Origin of the sequence: Caballeronia sp. ATUFL_M2_KS44 (assembly GCF_023630965.1) — a bacterium.
Lineage (GTDB): Bacteria > Pseudomonadota > Gammaproteobacteria > Burkholderiales > Burkholderiaceae > Caballeronia > Caballeronia concitans.
In genome coordinates this window covers 550,951-573,685 of the sequence record NZ_JALQEA010000039.1, presented here as the reverse complement: position 1 = coordinate 573,685, position 22,735 = coordinate 550,951, and the positions used below count along the sequence as shown (strand labels likewise).

The 22,735-nt window shown below is 65.3% G+C and carries 24 protein-coding genes; 9 read left to right on the top strand and 15 right to left on the bottom strand.

Translation table 11 applies throughout. The annotated features are described in order from the left end of the window. Nucleotides 1–55: 55 nt before the first annotated feature. The gene (locus NCR39_RS18060) at nt 56–2,479 is read right to left on the bottom strand and encodes a penicillin acylase family protein (RefSeq protein WP_250453435.1); all 2,424 of its coding nucleotides are present in this window, start codon (nt 2,477–2,479) and stop codon (nt 56–58) included. Between the two features lie 151 nt (nt 2,480–2,630). On the opposite strand from NCR39_RS18060, the gene NCR39_RS18055 reads away from it, so the two are divergent. Both NCR39_RS18055 and NCR39_RS18050 read left to right on the top strand, forming a co-directional pair. Continuing rightward, entirely contained in the window at nt 2,631–2,819 is a 189-nt protein-coding gene (locus NCR39_RS18055; RefSeq protein WP_250453434.1) for an oxidoreductase-like domain-containing protein, read from the top strand. 101 nt (nt 2,820–2,920) lie between these two features. Then, a complete protein-coding gene (locus tag NCR39_RS18050; protein ID WP_250453433.1) occupies nt 2,921–3,430 on the top strand; it encodes a DUF1993 domain-containing protein in 510 nt (169 codons plus the stop codon). Between the two features lie 13 nt (nt 3,431–3,443). Here NCR39_RS18050 and NCR39_RS18045 read toward each other — a convergent pair whose 3' ends face one another. Both NCR39_RS18045 and mprF read right to left on the bottom strand, forming a co-directional pair. Further along, entirely contained in the window at nt 3,444–4,751 is a 1,308-nt protein-coding gene (locus NCR39_RS18045; RefSeq protein ID WP_250453432.1) for a virulence factor family protein, read from the bottom strand. Beyond that, nucleotides 4,748–7,345, bottom strand: a complete 2,598-nt coding sequence (mprF, locus tag NCR39_RS18040; RefSeq protein ID WP_250453431.1) for a bifunctional lysylphosphatidylglycerol flippase/synthetase MprF — start codon at nt 7,343–7,345, stop codon at nt 4,748–4,750. Before mprF ends, NCR39_RS18045 begins: the two co-directional genes overlap by 4 nt. Before the next feature lie 311 nt (nt 7,346–7,656). Between mprF and NCR39_RS18035 the strand changes: the two genes are divergently transcribed. Then, entirely contained in the window at nt 7,657–7,980 is a 324-nt protein-coding gene (locus NCR39_RS18035; RefSeq protein ID WP_250453430.1) for a hypothetical protein, read from the top strand. Between the two features lie 10 nt (nt 7,981–7,990). On the opposite strand, the gene NCR39_RS18030 is transcribed toward NCR39_RS18035, so the two are convergent. After that, nucleotides 7,991–8,542, bottom strand: coding sequence for a hypothetical protein (locus tag NCR39_RS18030; RefSeq protein ID WP_250453429.1), 552 nt, complete (start codon nt 8,540–8,542; stop codon nt 7,991–7,993). Nucleotides 8,543–8,655: 113 nt separating this feature from the next. Beyond that, entirely contained in the window at nt 8,656–9,351 is a 696-nt protein-coding gene (locus tag NCR39_RS18025) for a response regulator (protein ID WP_284507247.1), read from the bottom strand. 193 nt (nt 9,352–9,544) lie between these two features. On the opposite strand from NCR39_RS18025, the gene NCR39_RS18020 reads away from it, so the two are divergent. Then, the gene (locus NCR39_RS18020) at nt 9,545–9,997 is read left to right on the top strand and encodes an ANTAR domain-containing protein (RefSeq protein WP_250453427.1); all 453 of its coding nucleotides are present in this window, start codon (nt 9,545–9,547) and stop codon (nt 9,995–9,997) included. 57 nt (nt 9,998–10,054) lie between these two features. On the opposite strand, the gene NCR39_RS18015 is transcribed toward NCR39_RS18020, so the two are convergent. From NCR39_RS18015 to NCR39_RS17975, 9 genes are all read right to left on the bottom strand, one after another. Beyond that, complete coding sequence (locus NCR39_RS18015; RefSeq protein WP_250453426.1) at nt 10,055–11,005, bottom strand: aldose epimerase family protein; 951 nt, start codon at nt 11,003–11,005, stop codon at nt 10,055–10,057. Next, nucleotides 11,002–11,841: an ABC transporter permease gene (locus tag NCR39_RS18010; protein WP_374728889.1), complete on the bottom strand. Its 840-nt coding sequence runs from the start codon at nt 11,839–11,841 to the stop codon at nt 11,002–11,004. The genes NCR39_RS18015 and NCR39_RS18010 overlap by 4 nt, the downstream gene beginning before the upstream one ends. A 68-nt stretch (nt 11,842–11,909) precedes the next feature. Further along, complete coding sequence (locus NCR39_RS18005; RefSeq protein ID WP_250453425.1) at nt 11,910–12,773, bottom strand: ABC transporter permease; 864 nt, start codon at nt 12,771–12,773, stop codon at nt 11,910–11,912. Further along, the gene (locus NCR39_RS18000) at nt 12,770–13,858 is read right to left on the bottom strand and encodes an ABC transporter ATP-binding protein (RefSeq protein ID WP_250453424.1); all 1,089 of its coding nucleotides are present in this window, start codon (nt 13,856–13,858) and stop codon (nt 12,770–12,772) included. Before NCR39_RS18000 ends, NCR39_RS18005 begins: the two co-directional genes overlap by 4 nt. A gap of 104 nt (nt 13,859–13,962) precedes the next feature. Further along, entirely contained in the window at nt 13,963–15,135 is a 1,173-nt protein-coding gene (locus tag NCR39_RS17995) for an ABC transporter substrate-binding protein (protein WP_040052229.1), read from the bottom strand. 569 nt (nt 15,136–15,704) lie between these two features. Continuing rightward, nucleotides 15,705–16,397 carry a FadR/GntR family transcriptional regulator gene (locus NCR39_RS17990; RefSeq protein WP_250453423.1) on the bottom strand — a complete coding sequence of 231 codons (693 nt, stop codon included), beginning with the start codon at nt 16,395–16,397 and terminating at the stop codon, nt 15,705–15,707. Nucleotides 16,398–16,472: 75 nt separating this feature from the next. Then, nucleotides 16,473–17,309 (bottom strand): 3-oxoadipate:acetyl-CoA acetyltransferase, encoded by an 837-nt coding sequence (locus NCR39_RS17985; protein WP_250453422.1) that lies wholly within the window; start codon nt 17,307–17,309, stop codon nt 16,473–16,475. Between the two features lie 40 nt (nt 17,310–17,349). After that, nucleotides 17,350–17,628, bottom strand: coding sequence for a DUF3303 domain-containing protein (locus tag NCR39_RS17980; RefSeq protein ID WP_250453421.1), 279 nt, complete (start codon nt 17,626–17,628; stop codon nt 17,350–17,352). Between the two features lie 157 nt (nt 17,629–17,785). Further along, nucleotides 17,786–18,124, bottom strand: a complete 339-nt coding sequence (locus NCR39_RS17975; RefSeq protein WP_250453420.1) for a hypothetical protein — start codon at nt 18,122–18,124, stop codon at nt 17,786–17,788. 255 nt (nt 18,125–18,379) lie between these two features. On the opposite strand from NCR39_RS17975, the gene NCR39_RS17970 reads away from it, so the two are divergent. The 5 genes from NCR39_RS17970 (at nt 18,380) to NCR39_RS17950 (ending at nt 22,369) form a co-directional block, all read left to right on the top strand. Beyond that, the gene (locus NCR39_RS17970; protein ID WP_250453419.1) at nt 18,380–18,688 is read left to right on the top strand and encodes an EF-hand domain-containing protein; all 309 of its coding nucleotides are present in this window, start codon (nt 18,380–18,382) and stop codon (nt 18,686–18,688) included. A 19-nt stretch (nt 18,689–18,707) separates the two neighbouring features. After that, a complete protein-coding gene (locus NCR39_RS17965; RefSeq protein ID WP_250453418.1) occupies nt 18,708–19,421 on the top strand; it encodes a response regulator in 714 nt (237 codons plus the stop codon). Next, entirely contained in the window at nt 19,418–20,737 is a 1,320-nt protein-coding gene (locus tag NCR39_RS17960) for an ATP-binding protein (protein WP_250453417.1), read from the top strand. The genes NCR39_RS17965 and NCR39_RS17960 overlap by 4 nt, the downstream gene beginning before the upstream one ends. A gap of 70 nt (nt 20,738–20,807) precedes the next feature. Further along, nucleotides 20,808–21,506, top strand: coding sequence for a helix-turn-helix domain-containing protein (locus tag NCR39_RS17955; protein ID WP_250453416.1), 699 nt, complete (start codon nt 20,808–20,810; stop codon nt 21,504–21,506). Nucleotides 21,507–21,985: 479 nt separating this feature from the next. Next, nucleotides 21,986–22,369, top strand: a complete 384-nt coding sequence (locus NCR39_RS17950) for a DUF3564 family protein (protein WP_250453415.1) — start codon at nt 21,986–21,988, stop codon at nt 22,367–22,369. Between the two features lie 28 nt (nt 22,370–22,397). Here the strand turns inward: NCR39_RS17950 and NCR39_RS17945 are convergent, their stop codons facing one another. Beyond that, nucleotides 22,398–22,589, bottom strand: a complete 192-nt coding sequence (locus NCR39_RS17945) for a DUF2964 family protein (RefSeq protein ID WP_250453414.1) — start codon at nt 22,587–22,589, stop codon at nt 22,398–22,400. Nucleotides 22,590–22,735 lie beyond the last annotated feature (146 nt).

The following is a 22,735-nucleotide window of genomic DNA, read 5'->3' as shown; positions in this document are numbered from 1 at the left end:
CATCATAGACGGGATTCCTCTTGATTCGGTGACGCGTGTCGTCTGAAGATTGGCGTCATCGCGCGCCCGACACCACCACGCGCGATCCGGCGGAATCTGCCTCGATCGCTTGCTCGGTGAACGGGAAGCGCTGCCAGCGCTTCGCTGCGAAAAGACGCGTCGCGTCGCCGGAATGCGGCGAAGCCGGATCGTCCGATTCGGCGGGCGCGAGCAGCGTGTCGGCTTCGACGCCCGCAGGCCCGTTCTCCGTGAACGTCACCACTTGCAGATAGCTGTCACCCTCGCCGCTGACGTCCATCGGATAGCCCTTTGCGTCGAGCGGACGTCCCGCGCACACGACCGTGAAGTAGCCCTCCTCGTCGCAGCCGCCGAAGAGCGGCACGCGCTCGCCGTTGCGTGTCGTGTAGAGCAGATCGCCTCGGCGCGAATCGAGCGCGAAGCCGTTCAGCCGCAACGACAACGCCGCCCCGCCGAGCGCCTGCCGAATTTGCTGCACCACGGCCGGATCGCGCGTGTTCAGCCCGCTGGGCGTCGCGAGCGGGCGCGACGGATCGAAGCGCGTCGTGAAAAGACGCCCCGGCGGAATGCGCGCGAGCCGCTCCCAGAGCTCGTCCCAGAGATTCGCGCCGCGTGCGTCGATGTCCGCCGTGCCGTTCCAGTTACGCAGCACCTCGCAGGCGTCGTTGAGCGCGCTCGCGGCATCGCCGGGCGTGCAGACGGCATCGAGCAGCGGCTGCCGATACAGCGTCTCCGACATCGATTTCGCCTCCAGCACCGCCGATTCGACCGCATCGCGCGTCACCCCGCCGCTTTCGCGCTGCAGCCGCGCGGCGAGCAGATGACCGTAGCGCGTGCGCAGCGACTGCGGTTCGCGCGTCGCGCCCATGATGCGCGGATAGCCGTTAAGCGGCGCGTTCGCGTTCGTGAGCCAGTAGCTGTCGTTGAAATTGCCGACGTAATCGCCGCGCGCGGTGAAGGGCATTTGATCGACCGGCAGCGCGCCGGGCCGGACGCTGCCCGCCGAGGTGCGCCACGCGCACGCGCTCTTCGATCCATCGAGGAACGGCACGCCCGGCATCCGCGCCGCGACCGCGCGGCCGGTGGGCGTCGTGCAGGCATCGGCGAGCGCGTCCGGGACGCCGGGCACCGCGCCGATGTCCGCGAACCACGCGCGCGCATCGCCACGGCCGATCGCGAACGTGTTGGCCCACGGAATCGCCGCGTAGCGCTTCTGGATCGCGATGAAATCGTCGAGCGAGCGCGCCTGGTTCCACGCGAAGAAGTTCTCGAAGCTGCGCACGTTGTCCGCGTTGATGTCGGCGAGCGCGTAGGCGTGCTGTGCGTTCCAGCCGAGCGCCGCGTTGAGCGGCGACAGATCGACGACCGGCCCGAAGCGCGTCCGGTACAGCGTGCGCGTCACCGATGCGAGCGAGCCGTCGGCGCGGCGCGCGCGCACGGTGAGCGGCACGGGCGTCATCGGTTCGCTCGCGCCGTCGTACCGGTAGCGCGTGGGATCGGCGGGATCGAGCGTCAGTTCGTAGATGCCGAAGCGGCGCGCGGTCGAAACCGTGTGCGTCCACGCGATGTTCTCGTTGAAGCCGATCACGATGAGCGGCACGCCGAGAAACGACACGCCCGCCACGTCGAGCCGGCCGGGAATGGTGAGTTGTGCCTGATAGAAACGGTCCGGGCCGCGCCAGTACCAGTGCGGATTGCCGAACAGGATGCTGCGCCGGTCGCGCGTGATCGGCGCGCCGAACGCGAGCGCGTTGCTGCCGATGCCGGGCACGTCGCCGACCGAATAACGCAAGTCGTTCGTATCGAGCGATGCGGCCGGCGCCTGCGCCCCCGCCTTCGGAGGATGCGCCGCCGCGATCGATTGCACGAAGCGCGCCGATCCGCCCGCGAGATTCGCCGCGATCAGCCGGCGATAAATGTCGTCGGCGGCGATGTTCCCGGCCCACGGCTGGCTGCGGCACGCCGCATGCGCGCCCGGGAATTGCCCGGCGTTCAGGTCGGCGAGATAGCGGTTGTAGCCCGCGACGAAGCCGTCGATCAGACCGCGCAAATCGGCCGATTGCGCCGCGCGATATCGGTCGACGGCGGCTTGATCGTCGACGAAGCGGAAGAAGAAATCGGAATCGAGATTGCGCGGCTGGCCGAAAATCGATGCAGCCGGCGGACGCGCCTCGCCGCCGAAGTATTCCGAGCGCTGGCCGCGCCAGGTGACGAAGCCGTCGGCGAGCGAACACAGATTGTCTTGCGCCTGCGCGTAGCCGTAACCGTAGCCGAGGCTGCCCCAGTCGGCGGCGCGGATGTGCGGAATGCCCGACTGCGTGCGACGGATTTCCGCGCTGTACGGCGTCTGGTCGCCGCGCGCGGTTTGGGCGGACTCGGACGCATCCTGCGATGCAGCGCAGCCCGCGAGCATCGCGCTCGCGAGCGCCCCGAGGATCGCACGCCTGACGGTCTGGTTCATCGATCACAGTCCTCGCTTGTTGGAAGCACGGCGGTTCGCGGCAAGTATCGCATCGTCGCGCGGCGAGGCTCCGCCAAAAGCTAGGTCGAGCGGCGGCGTTCAACACGCGCGAGTCGCACAATACGGCTATGCATCGCGCAATATCGCCGTCATGACTTCAGCCAATCCAGCCGATTCCACCGACCCGCGCCCAACGCAGCCCGAGCGCCCTTCGCCCGACGACTGCTGCAACAGCGGCTGCCATCCGTGCGTGTTCGATCTCTATGAAGAAGCGCTCGAGCGCTACGAGCAGCAGGTCCGCGCGTGGGAAGCGCGGCACGCGCCGCGCGACGAGAAGTAGCGCCCGGTCATCCGAGCAGCGAAAAGCGCCGGGCGCTATGCTTGACGTCCTTCCCCCAGACGGACCGCTGCGGTCCGCACAACGCCAAGGAGCGCCAGACCATGTCCCTTTCGATGTATCGCGCGTCGATTCCCGTGTTCATTCGCGGGTTGGAAGTGTGCTCGTCCCTGCTGGAAAAAGGCGCCGCCTTCGCCGATGAAAAAGGCCTCGCCCACGCCGATGTCATCGCCGCGCGCCTCGCGCCCGACATGCTGCCGCTCGCCGCGCAGATCCAGCGCGCAAGCGATACCGCGAAGCTCTCCGCGCAGCGCCTCTCGGGCGTCGAAGCGCCGCGTTTCGAGGACAACGAGGACAGCTTCTCGGCATTGCAGGAACGCATCGCGAAGACGATTGCGTACCTGAAGAGCATCGACCAAGCCACGCTCGCCGATAGCGAAACCCGCACGGTGACGCTCAAGTTCCCGGACTTTTCGCCCTCGTTTTCGGGCGTCGATTATCTGCTCGGCTTCGGGCTGCCGAACTTCTATTTCCACGTCGTGACCACGCACGACATCCTGCGCCATCTCGGCGCGCCCATCGGCAAGCGCGACTTTCTCGGCGCGCTTCAGTAACCGGGAACGCGGCTCAGGCCCCCGCCCGCGCCGCGATCTGCTTGCGCCATCCTGCGAGAATGCGGCGCGCGAGCGCATCGTAATCGCCGCCGAAGTGGTGATCGCCCGGCAGCTTCACCACTTCGATGCCCGTCTTCGTGAGCGTCGGGCACAGCGTGTCGTCTTCCTTTTCGCCGTAGATGCACTGGACCATCGCGGGCGGCAGCTTCGCCAGTTCCGGCTTGACCTTCAGCGCCTTCTCGCTCGCCTTCATGCCGAGCCAGCCCGTCACGCGAATCTGGAAGTCCGCTTCCGGCGCGAAGCCCATCAGCGAGATATAGGACACCTGCGCGCGCACCGCGTCCGGCAGGCGGTTGTACGCGAACGGCATCACGTCCGCGCCGAACGAATAGCCGACGAGCGCCACGTGGCTCGTATGCCAGCGCGCATCGTACGTGCGGATCACGCGCGCGATGTCCGATGCCGTCTTCTCCGGCGACTTCTCGCTCCAGAAGTAGCGCAGCGAATCGATGCCGATCACCGAGACGCCGTCGCGTTGCAGCGCGAGCGCCATCGTCTTGTCGAGATCGCGCCAGCCGCCGTCGCCGGAAATGACGATCGCGAGCAGATCGGTCGGTTGCGCCGCGCGCAGTTCGATGAGCGGCAGATCGGACACGTCGCTATCGACGGGCGCTTCGGGCTTCTTCAGATGCGGCGCGGCCATCGCGACGAGGGCATCGGCGCGGGAATGGCCCGGCTGCAGCGCGGCGCGCTCCATGAAGCCCGGCAAGCCTTTCATATGGATGATGGTCGGATCGGGCGGACACGGGTTGAAGCGCGCATCGAGCTGCGCGTCCGGCGCGAGCGACACCGCGCCCGCCACCGTGTTGTCGGGCGCCTGGCCGAGCGCGCGTTCGCTCAGGGTCGCGCCTTGTCCGGTGCCCGCGAAGATCGGCGAGAAATAGTGGCTCGTCTGCACCGTGCGTTCGAGCTGATGGCTCATGTCTTCCGCATCGCCGACGAGGTTGTGGCACTTCTCCTTCTTCTCCGTGGCGAGATGCGCGGCGTAGTGCGGCGTATCGACACCGACGACCATCGCGCCCTTCGCGGCGAGCGCGTTGGCGGCTTCGGCATCGGCGGGACTCCAGCCGGTCTTTTCCGAGAACAGCACGACGAAGCCGGTCATCTCGCCCGCGGGCTTCGTCAACGTCACCTGCCCGTAGCGTCCGCCGGAAATGACGCTGGTGCTGGTGTCGGTGGATGCGTGCGCCGCGCCGAACAGGGAAACGCCACACACGGCGGCCGTCGCGAGCGCCGCCAGTTTCTTGCCAAAGTAATTCATGAACGCCAGCCTCCCGCCAGCAGCGAAAGGTCCGCCAAAGTGAAAAACACGCCAACCGAACCGGACGCCGCGAGATAACGCGGCTCCCAGTGCGGCTGGAACTTGCTCTTGAATCCGCGCAGCCCGCGGAAGTTGTAGAAACGCCCGCCGAAACGCCACACGAGTCCGGCCAGCCGATGCCAGTGCGATGCAAGCGGCGTCGGCTCCATGCCCGAAAGCGGCGCGATGCCGAGCGACAGCGACTTGAACCCCGCTTCCTTCAGATGCAGCGCGAGCTTCGTGAAGAGATATTCCATCGCGTACGGCGACGCCTGCGCGACGTGGCGCATCACGCCGACGGTCGCTTCGGTGTTGAGATCCGTCGTCATGAAGGTGACGAACGCGACGGGCGCGCCCGCCTGACGCACGAGCAGCACCGACTGCGCGGCCAGATAGTCCTCGTTGAAGGCCGCGACCGAGAAGCTCTTTTCGCGCGCGGAACGGCTGTCGAGCCAGTCGTCGGAAATTTCGCGCAGCATCGGCATGCATTCGGCGATACGCTCCGGGCCGATCAGCTCGGTGTCGAAGCCATCGCGTTCGCCGCGCTTCAGCGCATAACGCAGATTCGCGCGGTGCGCGCCCTTCAGATCGAAATCCGACAGCGCGACGTGCGCTTCTTCGCCGAGCTTCATGAGCGTGAGACCGGCGTCGAGATAGAGCGGAAGCGCGTCGGCGCGAACCTGATAGAACGCCGCGCGGCCGTTGTGCCGGTGCGCGAGCGCGACGAATTCGCGGATCAGCGCCGCCCATTCGCTGCGCGGGCCGACCGGATCGTGCAGCGCGGCCCACGTGCGGCCGTGTTTCGCGTACATCAGGAAGGCTTCGCGCGATTCGGAAAAGAGGAAGCTCTTGTCGCCCATCATCGCGAGGCCGGCGTCGCTGCGCTCCTGCGCGCGGAAGATGCGCGCGGCATCGGCGAGATCCTGCGGCGCGGGCTTCACGAAGCGGCCCGCCGCCGGACGCAGCAGTTGCCACACCGCGAACGCCGCCGCGAACACGCCGGCCGCGAGCGTCGCGCGCAGCGCACGCGGGGCGCGCTCGTCGAACGCGAATTGCCACCAGAGGTCCGTGTTGTACGGCACGTCGCGGAAAGCGAAGAACATGATCCACACGGCGACGGCCATCACCATGCCGGCGGAAAAGAGCCACGTCAGCGTGAAGCGTTCCGCAAAGAGCGATGCCCGCCGATTGAACCGCTCGCGCGTCACGACGAGCAGCACGATGAGGAACGCCAGCACGCCTGCTTCGACGAACGCGAGGCCTTTCGCGAGCGACAGCGCGAAGTTCGCCACCGCGATGATCAGCGCGAGCCACCACGCGGCGTCGAGCCGGCGCATCAGGCCGCGCGCGACGAAGAGCAGCAGCACGCCGAGCACGCTGCCGAGCAACTGCGAGCTTTCCAGCACCCACAGCGGCACGATGGTCTGCAACAGCGCGATACGCATCTTGAACGCGGGCGTGGCGCCCGAGATGACGAGCATCGAACCGGCGGCGAACGTGACGATCGCGAGAAAGAGCGGCGCCAGTTGCGACACGCGATGCGGGCTCAGGAACGCGAAGCGGCCCTTCAGCGCGCGGCCTTCGAACGCGGCCATGACGCCGGCGGACAGGATCAGCGGCAAGCCGAAGTAGATCGCGCGATACGCGAGCAGCGCGGCGAGCACGTCGGGCGTCGCGACATCGCGGCCGAGCGCGAACACCATCGCCGCCTCGAACACGCCGACGCCGCCCGGCGTGTGGCCAATCATGCCGAGGAGCATCGCCGCCGAGAAGACCGTCATGAATTCGCCAAGACCGACGTGCGCGCCCGGCAGCAGCGCCCAGAGCGCGAGGCCCGCGCCGAAGACGTCGACGACGGCGAGCGCCGTTTGCGCGACGAAATCGCGGCGCGTCGGCACGTTGAAGGCGAGCCACTTCCAGCGCGAACGCAGCGTGCGCGGTTCGCGTCCGCAGGAGACGAGCATCGCGGCGAACAGGGCGAGGAACGCCGCGCCGATCACGCGAAGCATCGCCGGGGACAGATGCATCATGCCCGCGAGCGTGCCCGCCGACGCGACCATGCCGACCGCCGTCATGAACGCCAGCGAGAGCGCGAGCGTCACGCCCGTGAAAACCGACAGCCGGCCGACCTGCGCCGGCGTGACATCCGCCGCGCCGTACACGCGGCAGCGCACGGCGCCGCCCGTCAGCGCGCCGAAGCCCGTCACGTTGCCGAGCGCGGAACCGACCGTCGCGCCGACCCACAGCAGCGAGCGCGGCACCGTCGCGCCGATGTGACGCAAGCCGATGGCGTCGCGCCCGACGAGCGCGGCGAAACTGAGCGCGGTCGCGAAGAGCGCCCCGCCCCACGCCTCGAACGAAAGCAGGCGCAGCGAGCGGACCACGGACTTGTAGTCGACCGAATGGGACAAATGCTGGAACACGACGAGCAACAGCGCGCACACGACGACCGCGAGCACGGGCGTGACGAAGCGCTGAATATCGGGAGAGGCGCCGGGCGAATCTCCGGGCTTCGAATGGGCGCGAAGCCGGGCGAACAACTTTCTGCGAGACATGCGATTGTTTGGAACCTGCTCGCGCCGCTGCCTGACGATGAAACTGCCGGCTGCTGCGCTAATCGTTGTTATGGGGGCCGCGCGTGATGCACAGTGGGGGCGCGGCGCCGGCTTACAGCAGCGGCATTCGCGCCCTACAAAACGTTGCAGAACAAGAAACGTCTGTATAACGGCTACGGTTGACCCGACTTGACGCTATCGGGAGCGACGGCTGCTCATCAACGAAGCGCGTCAGGTGTCATCGGCGCCAAGACTAAGTGGATACCGCTCACAGGGGCATCGGAAATATGAGAAAAATTGTCGCGAATTGCTTGGCGGCTTGTTTCACGCTCGGGCTCGCGTCGTGCGTGACGACGGACGACGCCCTGCTCAAGACCGTGCCGATCGGCTCGGGCACGTCGAACCTGGCGACGTTCGATTTCGTCCGCTGCGTGAAGGAACAATGGATACCGTTCGGCGCGCCCGTGCGCGAGTACGGACTCGGCGCGGACAGCCAGGCGGTATCGGTGAAGGGGAAAGGCGGCGCATCGACGGTGCTCGTCGTCGCGCAACCGGCCGCGCGAGGCACCGGCTACACGCTTTACGGCGATATCGCGGCGAGCCGCTACGTCACGGCCACGCACGCGTGCGACTGATCCGGCGCGCTTACGACGGCTGGCCGTTGCGCATGTCTTCGCCGGCCAGATGCGTGCCGACGATGCGCCCGATCAGATAGCCGTCCGACGCGCAGGCGTTCGTGCGCTCCTTGCCGTTCCACTGGATCTTGTACTCGTCGTCGAGCGAATGGACGGCGGCGGCGTCGAACTTGCCGAGCTTGCGCTTCGCCGGCTTGCCGCCGCTGCCGCGCATTTCCTCGCCGACGAGCCGGTTCCAGGTCAGCGCGTAGCCGTAGCGGACGCCGTCGGCGAAGGCGTCGTTGTCGCAGACCTGCGCGGGCGGCGTCGTTTTTACCGTCAGACGATACCCGCTCGCCCCGCCGACGACGATCCGCTGCTCCGTCGGTCCCGTCGCGGGCGCGGCGGCTTTCGCTGCCGCTGCCGCGCTCGCCGCCCGTGCAGCGGATGCCGCGGAAGCGGCGGCGGCATCGGCATTGGCTTGCTGCTCGGGAAGCGGCGCGCATGCGGCAAGCGCGAACGCTCCCGACAATGCCGCCACACACGCGAATGTTTTACCGGCGCCTTTCAACTTGTTGAACATCGACCTGCTATCCACCTGCACTCATCCCGTCTTAAGAATAATCTCAGCGTTACCTTAACATCCCGGCGGGCGATGCCCGGAATTTTGAGAGACGGAAGCCGCCGCGCGAATCGTCACGAAGCCGACGACGTGTTGCCCATCGGCATTTCGATTCCGCGCCGCGCCATTTCGACGATGAGAAACGTTCGCCGCGTGACGTGAAAACGCGCGAGCAGGTCGCTCGAATATTCCTTGGCGGTGTTTTCGCTGATGTTCATCTTCCGCGCGATCGCCTTGTTCGACAGCCCTTGCAGCAGGTAGCGCAGCGTTTCGGTGAGACGCGGCGGCAGATCGAGCGATTCGATGGTCACGGCCGAGTGCGTGGAAACGGGCTTCGGACTGTGGCCGCCCTTGCCGAGCACGGTGTTCGGCAGATAGACGCGTCCGTTGAGAATGGTCTTGAGCGCCTCGCGAAACACGCTCGCGCCCTGCTCGCTGCCCTTCGAGATGAAGCCGCACGCGCCGCTGCGGATGCATTCGAGCACCGTGTCGCGGTCGTCCTGCGCGGACAGCATGATGGTCTGAACCTCGCGCTCTTCCTCGCGTATCCAGTTGAGCAGATCGATGCCCGTGGCCTGGCCGCGCAGGTTGTAGTCGAGGAACATCAGGTCGTACGAGCGGGCGCCGAGCCTCGCTTTCGCCTGATCGAAGCCGTCGGCCTCGTCGATTTCGAGCAAAGGCTCGTTCGCCAGGATCAGGCTTTTCATCGCGCTCCTGGTGAGCCCTTCGTCCTCTACCAGCAATACCGTTTTGAAATAACCGTTTTCCATTGCGAGTCCCCGAGAACGCTTTCGATACTACGCGCGGCGCGCACGCGTGCCCAACCCTCCTTTCGCGGGGATACGAAAGGAGGTCTCCCAAAAGGCCTGCGATTCCCCGCCCGTGCCGGGTTGGGCCGATGCCGCGAACCGCCGACACTGGGCGCATCACGACAATCACGATCTTGCGAAGAGGGAGGATGTCATGGCGCCCCGTCCGGCCGACCACGAAAGCGAATTCGCGTTGTGGCGCATCAAGCGCGCGCCCGCCGGCAACTTCGCGCGCCGCGTGCTGATTGCCCACAAGGACAAGTCGATCGGCGATTCGCTCGCGCTGCAATTGCGCGGCAAAGGCTTGCAGGTGATCCATTCGCAGGATCTCGGGGCGATCCGCTCGCTCGTGCATAGCTGGCATCCGCAGGCGCTCGCGCTCGATACGAGTCTCGACAGCGAATCGGGCTATGTCTTCATCCGCACGCTGCGCATGGACGCCGACGTGACCGGGCGGCTGCTCGTCGCGATGAGCAACGTGTGGCCCGCCGATCCCGTCGAGGTGCTGAAAGACGCCGGCTTCGACGCGCATTGCCGCCGGCCGTGTTCGACGTGGCGCATCGTCGATATGGTCGATGCGTTCTTCTCCTCCCCGGTGACGCGATGATGAACGCGACGAACGCGACGAATGCGTGCGATGCGCCGCCTTGCGTGAGCGCCCGTGTCAGGCGGCGTCGGCGGCGCGGGCCGGGTGCGGGCGCGCGTCAGTTGCCATCGCGAGCGACGCCGCTATTTCACTACCTGGCGCAATCACGGCGACACCCGTTCCCGGCACGCCTTGCGCCTGCAGATTGAAGCCGTCGCTCACGTGCGAAACCGGCTCGACGCACAGGTACGCCGCGCCCGCCGGACAATGCACGACGACGTGATCGAGCGGCCCGTCAGCGATGAGCGTGAGCGTGCGGCCGTCGCCGTCGTCCTCATCGTCGCCGTATTGCAGCGTCGCGCGGCGGTTCCAGCCGCTCATGTATCGCGTGTAGCCTGCGTCCTCTTTCGCGTGATGGCGCGGCGGTTTCTCGTCCGACTGCCCCACCGCGATTTCCGCTTCGTGACGCCAGAGCGTCGTTGCATCGAGGTCCGCTGCCTGCGCCGCGAAGTACGGATGAAAGCCGAATCCCACGGGCATCGGCTGCGACGAACGGTTGATCACGCGCATGGAGAGCCGCGCGCCATCGTCGGTGACGCGTATCGTCTGGACGGCTTCGTAAGCCCACGGCCAGCCATGCTCGCCCTCGCGATGAACATGGCGCATCTCGATGCAATCCGCATCATGACGCTCGACGCTCCACGCCGCGTACTGGCCGAAGCCATGCAGCGCGTGCGCCATGCCGGGGAACGTCGTCAGTTCGATGCGCGTGCCGTCCGGCGCGGGAAAATGCACGTCCCGCACGCGATTCGAGAAAGGCACGAGCGGATAGCTGCCGCCTTTCGGCCACGCATCGCACGGCCAGCTTTGCGCGGTGACGGGCACGAGCCACTCGTGCGCGCCGCGCGCGCCGTTTGTCGTGAAGCGCACGATGCGCCCGCCCGCCGATGGCGCCACGTCCACGCCATGCGCGCCACGCGCGATCCGCAGCAGCGGCTCCGGCTTCAGATCGACGACTGCGCGCGTCACTGGCGCTGCTCCTTCACGCGCGAAACGAGCTGCGTCGGGCTCACGAACTGCAGCGCGATCAGCACCCAGATCAGCGTGATGGCCATGTAGATCATCGCCATGGCGTCGATGGATTGCGGCGCGCGCACGCCCGTCGAAAACACCGCGTAGTACAGCGCGACGACGAGCGTTTGCGTGGTCGGTCCAGCGGTGAAGAACGTCAGCTCGAACATGCCGATGGTGCGCACCAGCACGAGCAGCCCCGCCGCCAGCATGCCCGGCACGAGCAGCGGCAACAGCACGTAGCGGAAATAGCGCGCGGTGTTCGCCCCGAAAATGCGCGCGGCGGATTCCAGATTCGGATCGATCTGCTCGATGAACGGCGTCATCACGAGAATCACGAACGGCAGCGCCGGCACCAGATTCGCGAGGATCACGCCGGTCAGCGTGCCGGCCAGATGGAACTTGTACATGACCGTCGCCATCGGAATGCCGTAGGTCACGGGCGGCACCATCAACGGCAGCAGGAAGACGAGCATCGCGAAACGCTTGCCCGGAAACTGCACGCGCGCGAGCGCATACGCGGCCGGCACGCCGAGCACGATGGACAGCAGCACCACCGCGCCCACCACTTCGAGCGTCACGAGCAGCACGCTCGACAATTGAAAGTCGCTCCACGCCTGCGCATACCAGTGCAGCGTGAAGCCCTGCGGCAGCAGGGTGCCGAACCAGCGCGTCGCGACCGAATTGACCGCGACGGTCGCAATCAGCAGCAGCACGTTGACGAGAAAGAAGCCCATCGTCGTCCAGACGAAGAACTTCCACAGCCTGTCGCGCAGGCTCGCATGCTGTTTCATGTTCTTGCCGGAACGTTGAGTCGGAGCCGGGGCTTGCCACGTGGACGCGGCGCGATTGTCGGTGGTCATTATCCCTTTCCTCCCGTCACCGGGCCCGTGTAGAAGAAGCGGCGCGCGCCGAGCATGCCGCCCACCACGAGCAATTGCACGAAGCCCATGACGATCGCAATCGTCGATGCCAGCGAGTAGTCGTAGCTTTCGAACGCGGCTTCGGACGCGGCGATCGAAATGACGCGCGTCGGGCCGGCCGGCGCGCCAAGCAGCACCGCCGACGGAAACACCGAGAACGCCTGCACGAACGAAAGACACGCGGTCATCGTGAGGCCGGGAAGCAGGAGCGGCAGATAGATCTGGCGAAACTGCTGCCACGGACTCGCGCCGAGCGTGGCGGCCGCGCGCGCGAGCGTCGGATCGATGCCCGTCACATACGAAAGCGTCAGCAGAAACGCGAACGGAAAGCCCGACACGATCAGCGAAATCAGCACGCCCCAGTAGTTATGCGTGAGCCGCACTTCGTCGCCATAGAGATGCAGCGCCTGGATGGCTTGCGGAAACCAGCCGTTCGGGCTGAAGTACGTGAGCATGCCGTCCGCGATCAACACCGTGCCGAGCGTGACCGGAATCACGAGCAACGTGGTCGCGAACTTCTGATACGGCGACGAACGGCGCAGCGCGAACGCAACCGGCACTGACACGCCCACGTTGATGATCGTCGCGGGCACGGCGAGCTTCAGCGTGACGATGATGGTCGGCCACATCGACGTATCGGTGAAGAACGTGATGTAGTTGGCCCAGACGCCGCCGCCGTTCATCGGATTGAACGACAGCATGAGGCCGTACGCGAACGGATAGATGAACAGCGCGACGATGAAGATCAGCGCCGGCGCGACGAGCCAGCCCTTCGGATCGCGCTGCGCGGGAAGCGCGATCATGCTTGTTCTCCGCGTTCTTGTCCGTACACGAGCGCCTTGGAAGGCGCGACGCGCAACGCAATGCGCTCGCCTTCGCTGCATTCGCCCGCGATGCGCGCCCACAGCTTGCCGAACGCCGTGTTCACGATGATGAGCGAATCGCGCCCGCCGTATTCGACGGTTTCGACGAGCGCGTCGAACGCGTTCTGCTCGCCAGGCGCGCAGCGTTCCATGTCTTCCGGACGCAGCGCGACGCTGACGTTCTTGCTGTCGAAGCCTTCCATCGGCGTGCCGAAGAGGCGCACGCCGTTCGCGTTCACCGCGACCATCTCGCCCTGCGTGCCTTCGAGCGTGAACGGCACGACATTGCGAAAGCCCATGAAACGCGCGACATGCAGGTTCTTCGGCCGCGAATAGACTTCCTTCGGCGACGCCACTTGCTGCACCACGCCCTCTTTCATCACGACGATGCGATCGGCCATCGAAAGCGCTTCGTCCTGATCGTGCGTCACGTAGATCGTGGCGCGTTCGAGCTTGCCGTGAATGCGTCGAATCTCCGCGCGCATTTCGATGCGCAGCTTGGTGTCGAGATTGGAAAGCGGCTCGTCCATCAACACGAGCGGCGGTTCGATGACGATCGCGCGCGCGATCGCCACGCGCTGCTGCTGGCCGCCCGACAATTGGCCGGGCAGCTTGGCGTCGTGACCGATCAGCTGCACGAGCTGCAGCGCGGCCTTCGCGCGCTTGACCGCTTCGGCCTTCGGCACGCCGCGCATCTTCAGCCCGAAGCCGACGTTATCGAGCACGGACATATGCGGAAACAGCGCGTAGTTCTGAAACACCATGCCGAAGCCGCGCTTTTCCGGCGGCAACACGTCGATGCGCTTGTCGTCGAGCCAGATGCCGCCGCCCGTCAACGGCTGCAATCCGGCGATGCAGTTCAGCGCGGTCGACTTGCCGCAACCCGACGGCCCCAGCAGCGCGATGAACTCGCCGCGCTGAATGTTCAGATCGAGTCCCTTCAGCGCGGCGAGCTGATGCCCTTCCGCGCTCGTGAAGCTGCGCGAGACCGAGTCGAGGCGCAACTGCTCAAATGTGTGCTTCATGACGATTTCCTGCGCGCGTTCGTGCGCGCTTATGTGCGCTCTTTGTACAAGCGGCGACGCTCCCCACGAGGAACGCCGCCGTCTCAAGGCAATGATCCGCCGAATTACTTGGTCTTCTGCGCGCCGATCTCACGGTCCCATTTCTGGAATGCCGCGACCATCGCCTGCGCATTCAGCGGCACGACGTGCGGACGATCCGCCAGCAGCTTCGCGTACTCGGGGCGGCCGAACTTCTGGATCACTTCCTGGCTCTTCGCGGGCGCGGCGGAGAGCGGCACGTCCTTCACGGCGGGGCCGGGATAGAAGTAGCCGTCGTCATAGGTCATCGCCTGCTGCGCGGGCTCCAGCATGAAGTTCATCAGCTTGTAGAGCACGTCGAGCTTTTCTTTCGGCACGCCCTTCGGGATCACCATGTAATGCGCGTCGTTCACCCACGTCATGTTGTCGAACGCCTGCACCTTGAATTCCGCCGGGACGATGCCAAGCGCGCGCGGATTGATGTCCCATCCGGTGACGGTCACGGTCATGTCGCGCGTGCCTTCGCCGAGTTCCTTCATCACCGCCGACGTGCCGCCCGGATAGTAAGGAATGCAATCGTTCAGTTGCTTGAGGAACGCCCAGGTCTTGTCCCAGCCGTTGACCGGATCCATCGGATTCTTGTCGCCGAGCACATACGGCAGGCCCATCAGGAACGTGCGGCCCGGACCGGAGTTCGCCGGGCGCGCGTAGATCAGCTTGTTCGGATGCGCCTTGCACCACGCGAGCAGTTGATCGGGCGTCTTCGGGACATCGCTGACCTTGGCCGGGTTGTATTCGAGCAGCGGGCCGGCGGGCATGTACGTCACTTCGAGACCGTAGCCCTGCGCGATGTCCTGCATCTTGCGCGGACCGGGCGCGTACTTGTCGAGCACGCCGGGGAACGCGGCCGACTGCTCGGGCAGCAGCTTCTCCCACAGGCCTTGCTGGATGCCGGCGGCGAGCGCATCGGTGCCCGTCACGACGAGGTCGATATCCGAGCGGCCGGCGGCCTGCATCGCCTTGATCTTGCCCGGCAACTGCGGCGCGGGCGCGTTGGTGAACGTGATGCTGGAAACCAGATTCGGGTATTTGGCCTTGAACGCCTCGAAACCCTTCTGCGTCAGTTGAAGATTGCCCGCGACATCGACGATGTTGATCGCGACGGGATCGGCCGCATTAGCCGCGCTCGACGCGAACGCCGCGCCCACGGCGACGCACAGCGCCGCCAGTTTCACTGACAGTCCTGCCTTGAAAGCCATTTTGTCTCCTCACTTCTCTCGCAACCACTGTTGGGACTTCGTTCTGGTGTGTTGTGCTCGGCCCGCGCGCTTTTTGATGTTCGGTGGTGTTCGCTTTGCGTCCTCGCGGTCCGTATTAGCTCACGAAGCTGAAAAATAGCCAACTGAATCATCGTATGTCAAGCAAATCGGAAGCCGCATCGCGTGTTTCCCAAGCGCGTGGAACGGCTTCTCTTCGGCTTTCCAGTTGGCGTTGCGTGAGATGCTCGGGATATACCCGAAGCGCTTGTTACCCGGCTTGTTTAACTTCTTTTAACCGGCGTTTTCCTGGGCGATGACGTGAGACGTCATGCGACGGAGCGACTGAATTTCTTCCCGTGATCCGGGCCGATGACCGGAATGACGCGTGACCGCGCTCCGGGATTCTGCGCCGCCATGTCAGGCAACTCGCGATGTTGCCGCCGTAAAGAAGCGTGCGCACGCCGCGTGCTTCGATGTGGCTTCGAAAGTGACAAAGCCGCCCCAAGTTGTCAAACAACTCGTCGACTACGTCGGCATCGCCGTCTCGATAAGCATCGGTCGTATGACAACTAGTCGCCGAACATGCGGTCGAGCGCACTTTCTAGGTGAGTCTTCATGGCCTGCCCGGCGCGTGCGGCGTCTTTGGCGCGAATGGCGTCGAGAATGTCGAGATGCTCGCGTTGCACGGGCCGTTGCCGTTCCAGCGTCTTCACGAGCGACAGATTGCGCGACAGGTTCATGCTGAACTCCACCTGCTCCTCGATGCCCGACAACGCCGTGATGAAAAACTGATTCCGCGAAGCGCGCGCGATTGCCAGATGGAACGCGAAATCGTCCTTCGCGCCGATGCCCTGCTGCGCTTCGACCACGCGCTGCAACTGATCCCACGCGTCCTGAATCGCGCGGACGTCGTCGTCAGTGGCCTTGAGCGCGGCGAGTTCGGCGGCGCCCGCCTCGGTCGCGATGCGGAATTCATAGCAGCGCCGGATGTCGGACAGCGTTTCGAGCGGCGCGAAGCGGCGCACGTCCGGATCGGGGCGACGGCCCACGGTGGTGCCCGAGCCGCGCCTCGTCACGATGATCCCGTCGGCACGCAAGCGCGCGAGCGCCTCGCGCACGGTGGGCCGCGAAGTCGCGAAGCGCTCGGCGAGCGCGTGCTCGGTCATCAGCCGGTCGCCCTCCTTGAACTCGCCTTCGACGATGCTGTTGAGAATATCGCCGTAGATGCGGTCGGCGAGACCGTGCGACTTACGCTCGTTCATGTGCGCGCGTGGGCGTGTTGTCAAGGTGGAGACCGATTGTAAGACAGATTCCACGCATCGCCCACGCACGAGTGTTCACAGCGCCAACAACGCGCGCGCCTCCTGTGCGCTCGCCACGGCGCGTCCATATTCCGCGCACAGCGACGCCACGCGCTCCACCAGTTGCGCGTTGCTCTTCGCGAGCGTGTCCTTGTCCCAGCGCACGTTGTCTTCGAGCCCGGTGCGGCAATGTCCGCCCATCTGAAGCGTCCAGTGATTCACTTCGAGCTGATGCCGTCCGATGCCCGCCGCCGTCCACGTCGCGTCGGGCAGCAGTTTCCTCAACTGCTCGACTTCGAATTCGAGAATCTCGCGACGCGCCGGCAACGCGTTCTTCACGCCGAGCACGAACTGCACGTGCACGGGCGGTTTCAGCAAGCCCTGGTTCACCAGATCGACCGTGCTGTAAAGCATCGCGAGGTCGAAGATTTCGATCTCGGGCTTCACGTCGTGATCGAGCATGAGCTGCGCGAGCGAGCGCACGAAGTCGGGCGGGTTCTCATAGACGATCGTCGGAAAGTTCACCGATCCCGTCGCCAGCGACGCCATGTCCGGCTTCAGATCGAGCATCGCGCCGCGCTGTTCGAACGATCGTCCGCGGCCGCCCGTCGAGAACTGAATGATGATGTCGGGACAATGCTTGCGAATGCCCTCTTGCAGTTCTTCGAAGCGATGCCGGTCCGAACTCGACTTCTCGTCTTCGTCGCGCACGTGCAGATGAACGAGCGTCGCGCCCGCCTCGTAGGCTTCGTGCGTGCTTTCGATCTGCTCGGGTATAGAGATCGGCACCGCGGGATTGTCCTTCTTGCGCGGCACGGAACCGGTGATCGCGACGGATATGATGCACGGATCGTTTGTAGTGGCTTGCGTCACGCTTGTCTCCTTGAATGACCGATGCCCTGCAAGAAAACCGCTACCGTCCGGCCGCTTCGGCGAGCACCGTGCCGAGCTGCTCGTCCGTCATCGCGGGCACGACGTCGAGCGTGAAAAGATCGGCCCATTCGTGCGCCCATCGCGCGATCGGTTCTATCTCGCTGCACTCGCATACTGCGAACCCGCGTATCGAACCGATGCCGTGCCAGCGTCCCAGCAAGCGGACGCCATCGGGCGGCGCACCGCCGCTCTGCAAGAAGCGCTCGGCCGCCGTTTCCCGAACCTCGGGCAGCGCGGTCCAATTGACGATGAATAACATGGCACGTCCCTCCTTCCGGCGATGCCACGACCGGGCGCGCTTGCCCGATGTGGTTGATTCAGTATAGGAGCCGGCCATGCCGTCATGGCAACGCGTGCGCAAGGAGCGGACCCGCGCGCGCATTCGACACGCGCAGAGCGGACGCTATCGTCTATTCTCAGTGCATGACGACGACCGGCGCGGCGAGCACCGGCTGCGCGTAGGTCACGCGCACGGGCGGCGCGTACACAGGCGGGTAGATCGGCACGGGCGCGGTCACGATCACGGGACGCGGCGGCGGAACGACGGCGACCGGGACCACGGGCGTCACCGGCACGATGGCGACGGGATGCGGCGGCGCATAGTAAGGCCGCGCGTAGTAGTAGACGGGACGCGGCGCATAGACCACGGCGGGCGCGGCGTAAGCGACGCTGACGGTCGTTCCCGCCGATGCGCCTTGCGCGCAAGTCAGACCAATGGCGGCGACAGCGGTTGCACTGAAGAGACGGATGTTCATCGTGATGTCCTTGATGTTCGACTGACTGGATGTGGATGGCGGCCTCAGGCGGAACGAGTCACGCCCGACCGGCCAGCGGAACGATAGCGAAGGACCGCGCAAACCGTGAGCGCAAAGATGTGTCGCCGGATGTCGGATCGAGCCGGTCCGTGCGCGATGAAACATGCCGACATGCTTCGTCACATCGCCGGCATTGCCATCGACGCGCGGCTCAATAGAATCACGTCAACCCGGATACGAATCGAGGAGAGCATCATGCAGAAGATCGCCGCCGCGCTTGCCGTGTGCGCCGCCCTTGCATCGGGCGCGGCGCATGCGCAAACGGCCACGCAGCCGATGGGCGCGAGCCCGCATGTCGAACACATCGGACAGATGATGCCGAAGCTGCAGACGCGCTTCGCCAACGCGAACACCACGCACGACGGCAAGCTCACGCGCGATCAGGCCGCGACCGGCATGCCGATGGTCGCGAAGCATTTCGACGAGATTGACGCGCAGAAGAACGGTTACGTCACGCTGCCGCAGATCGAAGCCTTCCTGCGTGAGCACGCCGCGCAACGCTGAAGTCAACGGAGCACGCTTCATGGAAGCCTTGCCGAAGATCATCGTGCTCGACGACGAAGCCGAGCTGCGCAACATGCTTCAGCGTTTCCTTACTTCGCAGGGCTTCGACGTGCGCGTCGTCGAAAACGGCAAGCGGCTCGACCGCTATCTTCAGCGCGAACCGTATGACCTGCTCGTGCTCGACTGGATGATGGAGCCGGAAGACGGCCTCTCCGTCTGCCGCCGGTTGCGCACCGAAGGTCACACGCTGCCTATCCTCATGCTCACGGCGAAGGGCGATCCCGTCGATAAAGTCGTCGGCCTCGAAACCGGCGCGGACGATTACCTCGCCAAGCCGTTCTTGCCGCAGGAACTCGTCGCTCGCGTGCGCGCGCTGCTGCGCCGCCAGAAGATCGCCGCGGGCGATCCGACGCTCACGTCGCAAATCATCCGCTTCGGGGATTTCCGGCTCGATCTCGGCAAGCAACGGCTCTTTCGCGGCGGCGATCCGTTCGACATTCATTCGGCGCAGATGCAATTGCTGAACGCACTGGGCTCGTCGCCGAATCGCGCGGTGAGCCGCGATAACTTGATCGCTCGCACGCGCGGCCGCGATCACGACGCACTCGACCGCAGCATCGACGTGCAGGTGTTGCGGCTGCGTCAGTTGATCGAGGACGATCCCGCCAAGCCGCGCTTCATCAAGACCGTGTGGGGCGTCGGCTATATGCTGCTCGCGGAAGTCGAACCGTGAGCGTCGTGCCGCGCTCGCTCTTCGCGCGCAACGTGCTGCTGCTCGTCGCGCTGGTCGCGGTGAGTCAGGTCTGCGCGCTCGCCGTGCTGCTGCATTTCATTCAGACGCCGCGCATCGAACGGGCGGCCGCGACGTTCGCGAGCTATATCGAAACGCTCGATGCCGTCCTGCGCTCCGCACCGCCCGCCGCCGTGCAACTCGACGTGCGCCGCGAGTTGCCCGCCGCCGCGAGCGTGCGCCCCGATGCATCGCGCTTGCGGTTTTATCAGACGTATCAGCGCGAGACGTTCGTCGAAAGCCTGCGCCGTCATTTGCCCGCCGACATGCCGGTGCGCTGGCAAAGCGCCGATACGTCCGACGACGGACAGCAGCGCCTCTGGATTCGCATCCACGTTTCCGGCGAGCCGCGATGGATGGCGTTGCCCGTTCCCGAAGCCGCGCACGACGACGGCCTCGCCACCGCGCTTTTTCTGTCGCTCGCGCTGGGCGCGCTGGCGGTTGCGACGGCGTATCTGATCCAGCGGCATTTGAATCGCCCGCTCGAACATCTCGCCGATGCCGCGCGTCGCGTATCCGCCGGCGACGACCCCGGCACGCTGCCGACGAACGGCCCGACCGAGATCGCGCAGGTCAGCGACGCGTTCAATCGCATGACGTCCGCGCTCGCCGAAGCGGAAGCCACGCGCGCGCTGATGCTCGCAGGCATCTCGCACGACATCCGCACGCCGATGACCAAGCTGCGCCTCGCCATGGCGATGTCCGCCGTGCCGTCGAAGGACGCGGCGTTCGCGGCATCGGCGGAAGGCTATCTCGAACAGATCGACGGCATTCTTCAGCAGTTCATGGACTACGCGGGCAGCGGCGCGAAGGAAACGCCTATCGTCGGCGATCTCAACGCGCTCGTTGCAAATCTCGCCGCGGACTTCGCGGGACTCGGGCATGAGTTCGCGCTGTCGCTCGGCGACATCCGAACGTTCGCGTTTCGCCCGATCAGCGTGATGCGCATGCTCATGAACCTGATGCAGAACGCGGTGCTCTACGGCGTGCAGGGTCTGGAAGTTCGCACATGGACCGATGCGAACGCGAACGCGGCGTGCATCGTGATTGCGGATCGCGGCAAGGGACTCGGCACGCACGACCCGGAATCGCTCAAGCAGCCGTTCAAGCGCGGCGGCGGCGAAGGCCAGCCGAAGGGCACCGGACTCGGGCTTGCCATCGTCGAGCGCATTGCGCGGCTGCACGGCGGCACATTCGACTTGCGCGCGCGCGAAGGCGGCGGCGTCGAAGCGACCATTGTCTTGCCGATGCACGCATGAACGCGACGTCCTACACATTTTGCCGCCATGCACCATACTGAATGCGTAGGAACCCGTAGGAGAAATGGCCATGGACACACCCGCGAGCCCCGGCGCTCGGCGTCATGTCCCGGCTCTGCACGTCCACTTCGACAACGCCGACGCGATCCCCTTCCCCACGCGCAACGTGGCTCGCGGCGACGCGTTGTATTGCTCGGGCGAGCCGCTGCGTAGCCTGTACACGGTGCAGTCCGGCTGCTTCAAGAGCGTGGCCGCGTACCCGAGCACGAATGACGACGATCCGCCGCATACGCAAGTCACCGCGTTCCATCTGACCGATGAAACCCTCGCGCTCGACGGCATCTGCACGGGCCAGCATGAAAGCGATGCCATCGCGCTCGAAGACAGCGTCGTGCGGATCATGCCGGTCGGCATACTGGAGCCGCTGTGTCGCGAATACGCGCCGATGCAGCACGCGTTGCTCGCGCTCATGAGCGCGGAAATCGTGCGTGCGGCACGGCTCGCGCTGATGCTCGGCACGATGCCGGCGCTCATGCGTGTCTCGGCTTTTCTGCTGGACTTGTCGAACCGGCTCGATACGGACGCCACGCGACCGCAACAGCCCGACGACGTGCTTCTGCCGATGACCCGCGCCGATATCGGCAGCTATCTCGGGCTGGAGCTTGAAACCGTGAGCCGCATGCTGTCGAAGCTGCAACGCGAAGGCGCCATCGCGCTGAGCGGAAGGCAGGTTCGCATCGTGGATCGCGCACGTCTCGCGCGTATCTGATCGCCATGCATGCTGCGATGCAACGCATGTCTCAACGACGAAGCGACATGCTGGGGCGCGCGCAATCGACGCGGTGCACGCATGCACGCAGAACGCGCGTCGTCTGAAGAAACAATCCCACTTGTGTATGACGGTTGTCGTCATGCCGCCTTAATGCCGGGCTAATCTACACGGACACGCATCATAGAGTTCGTCGGCATCGGACTTGCTTTGAACATCATGACGCGCTGATGCATCGCACAAGATGTTTCGCAGCACGAATATCGAACCGAACGCCGCATAGTCAATCGAAACGATTGCGCGTGAATTTCATGTAACGGGCAATGCCCGCGGCATGCACGCGACTCAACGAATGCATCAGGCGGTGCGGGACAGCATGAAGCCCGGATGGTATGCCGCCACTTAACTCGATGACGCTCATGGCCGGCGCAATCGCGCTGAGCGTCTCCTTCGTCTAATCGATGTTCATGGAGGATGTCATGCGTATCACCGTCAAGCTGGATGGCTTCGAAGGCAGCCCGAACGCCGCGTACGCCATTCTGTGGCTCGACAAGGAATCCCGCCGCTGGTCGCGCGAAGGGCATCAGGCGCTCGAAGTGCCGGACTGGGGCGGGCTGCGCTCGGGCTCGAACGGCACGATGATCTGCGATCAGCACACGGAACAACCCATCTGCGTGCTGGAACAACTCGACGTCGACGCGCCCGGCGGACCGAACGAAGGGCTCGCAGGACGTGTCGTGTGGTATGTGGATGCGTCGCGCAAGGAAAGCGCGGGCCGGTGGCATGTGCAATGCATCGACCGCGCGCAAATCAAGGCCGAGCACAGTGTGTTCGCGGGCGAAGAAGACGCCTGGCGCGTTTAGCGTGATGTGAACAAAAAGTCGTGGAAAGTCAGGGTCCGTCTTCCGGCATCGGCATCAGCATGACCGCGAACGACGCGACCCCGACGAGAATGGTGAGCACGCCATAGTTGAGCACGGCCACTTTGTCGAAGACGAGTCCGTGCAGCGCAATGAAGATGCCCGCCAGCGTCGTGAACACCGCGATCGCCGCCGCCACGATTCGCGCTTCGCTGCTGACCATGATGTTCTCCTTCCGCGCGGCCCGCCGCCTCTGTTCCTTATCTTCATCGTCGTCGCTGCGGTGGCGTGCGTCTTGACCTGCGTCAACCTCCTCGCGGCGCGCTCTGGTGTTTTCCCTTGCCCCATTTTCGCCGCCGATATTGGTAG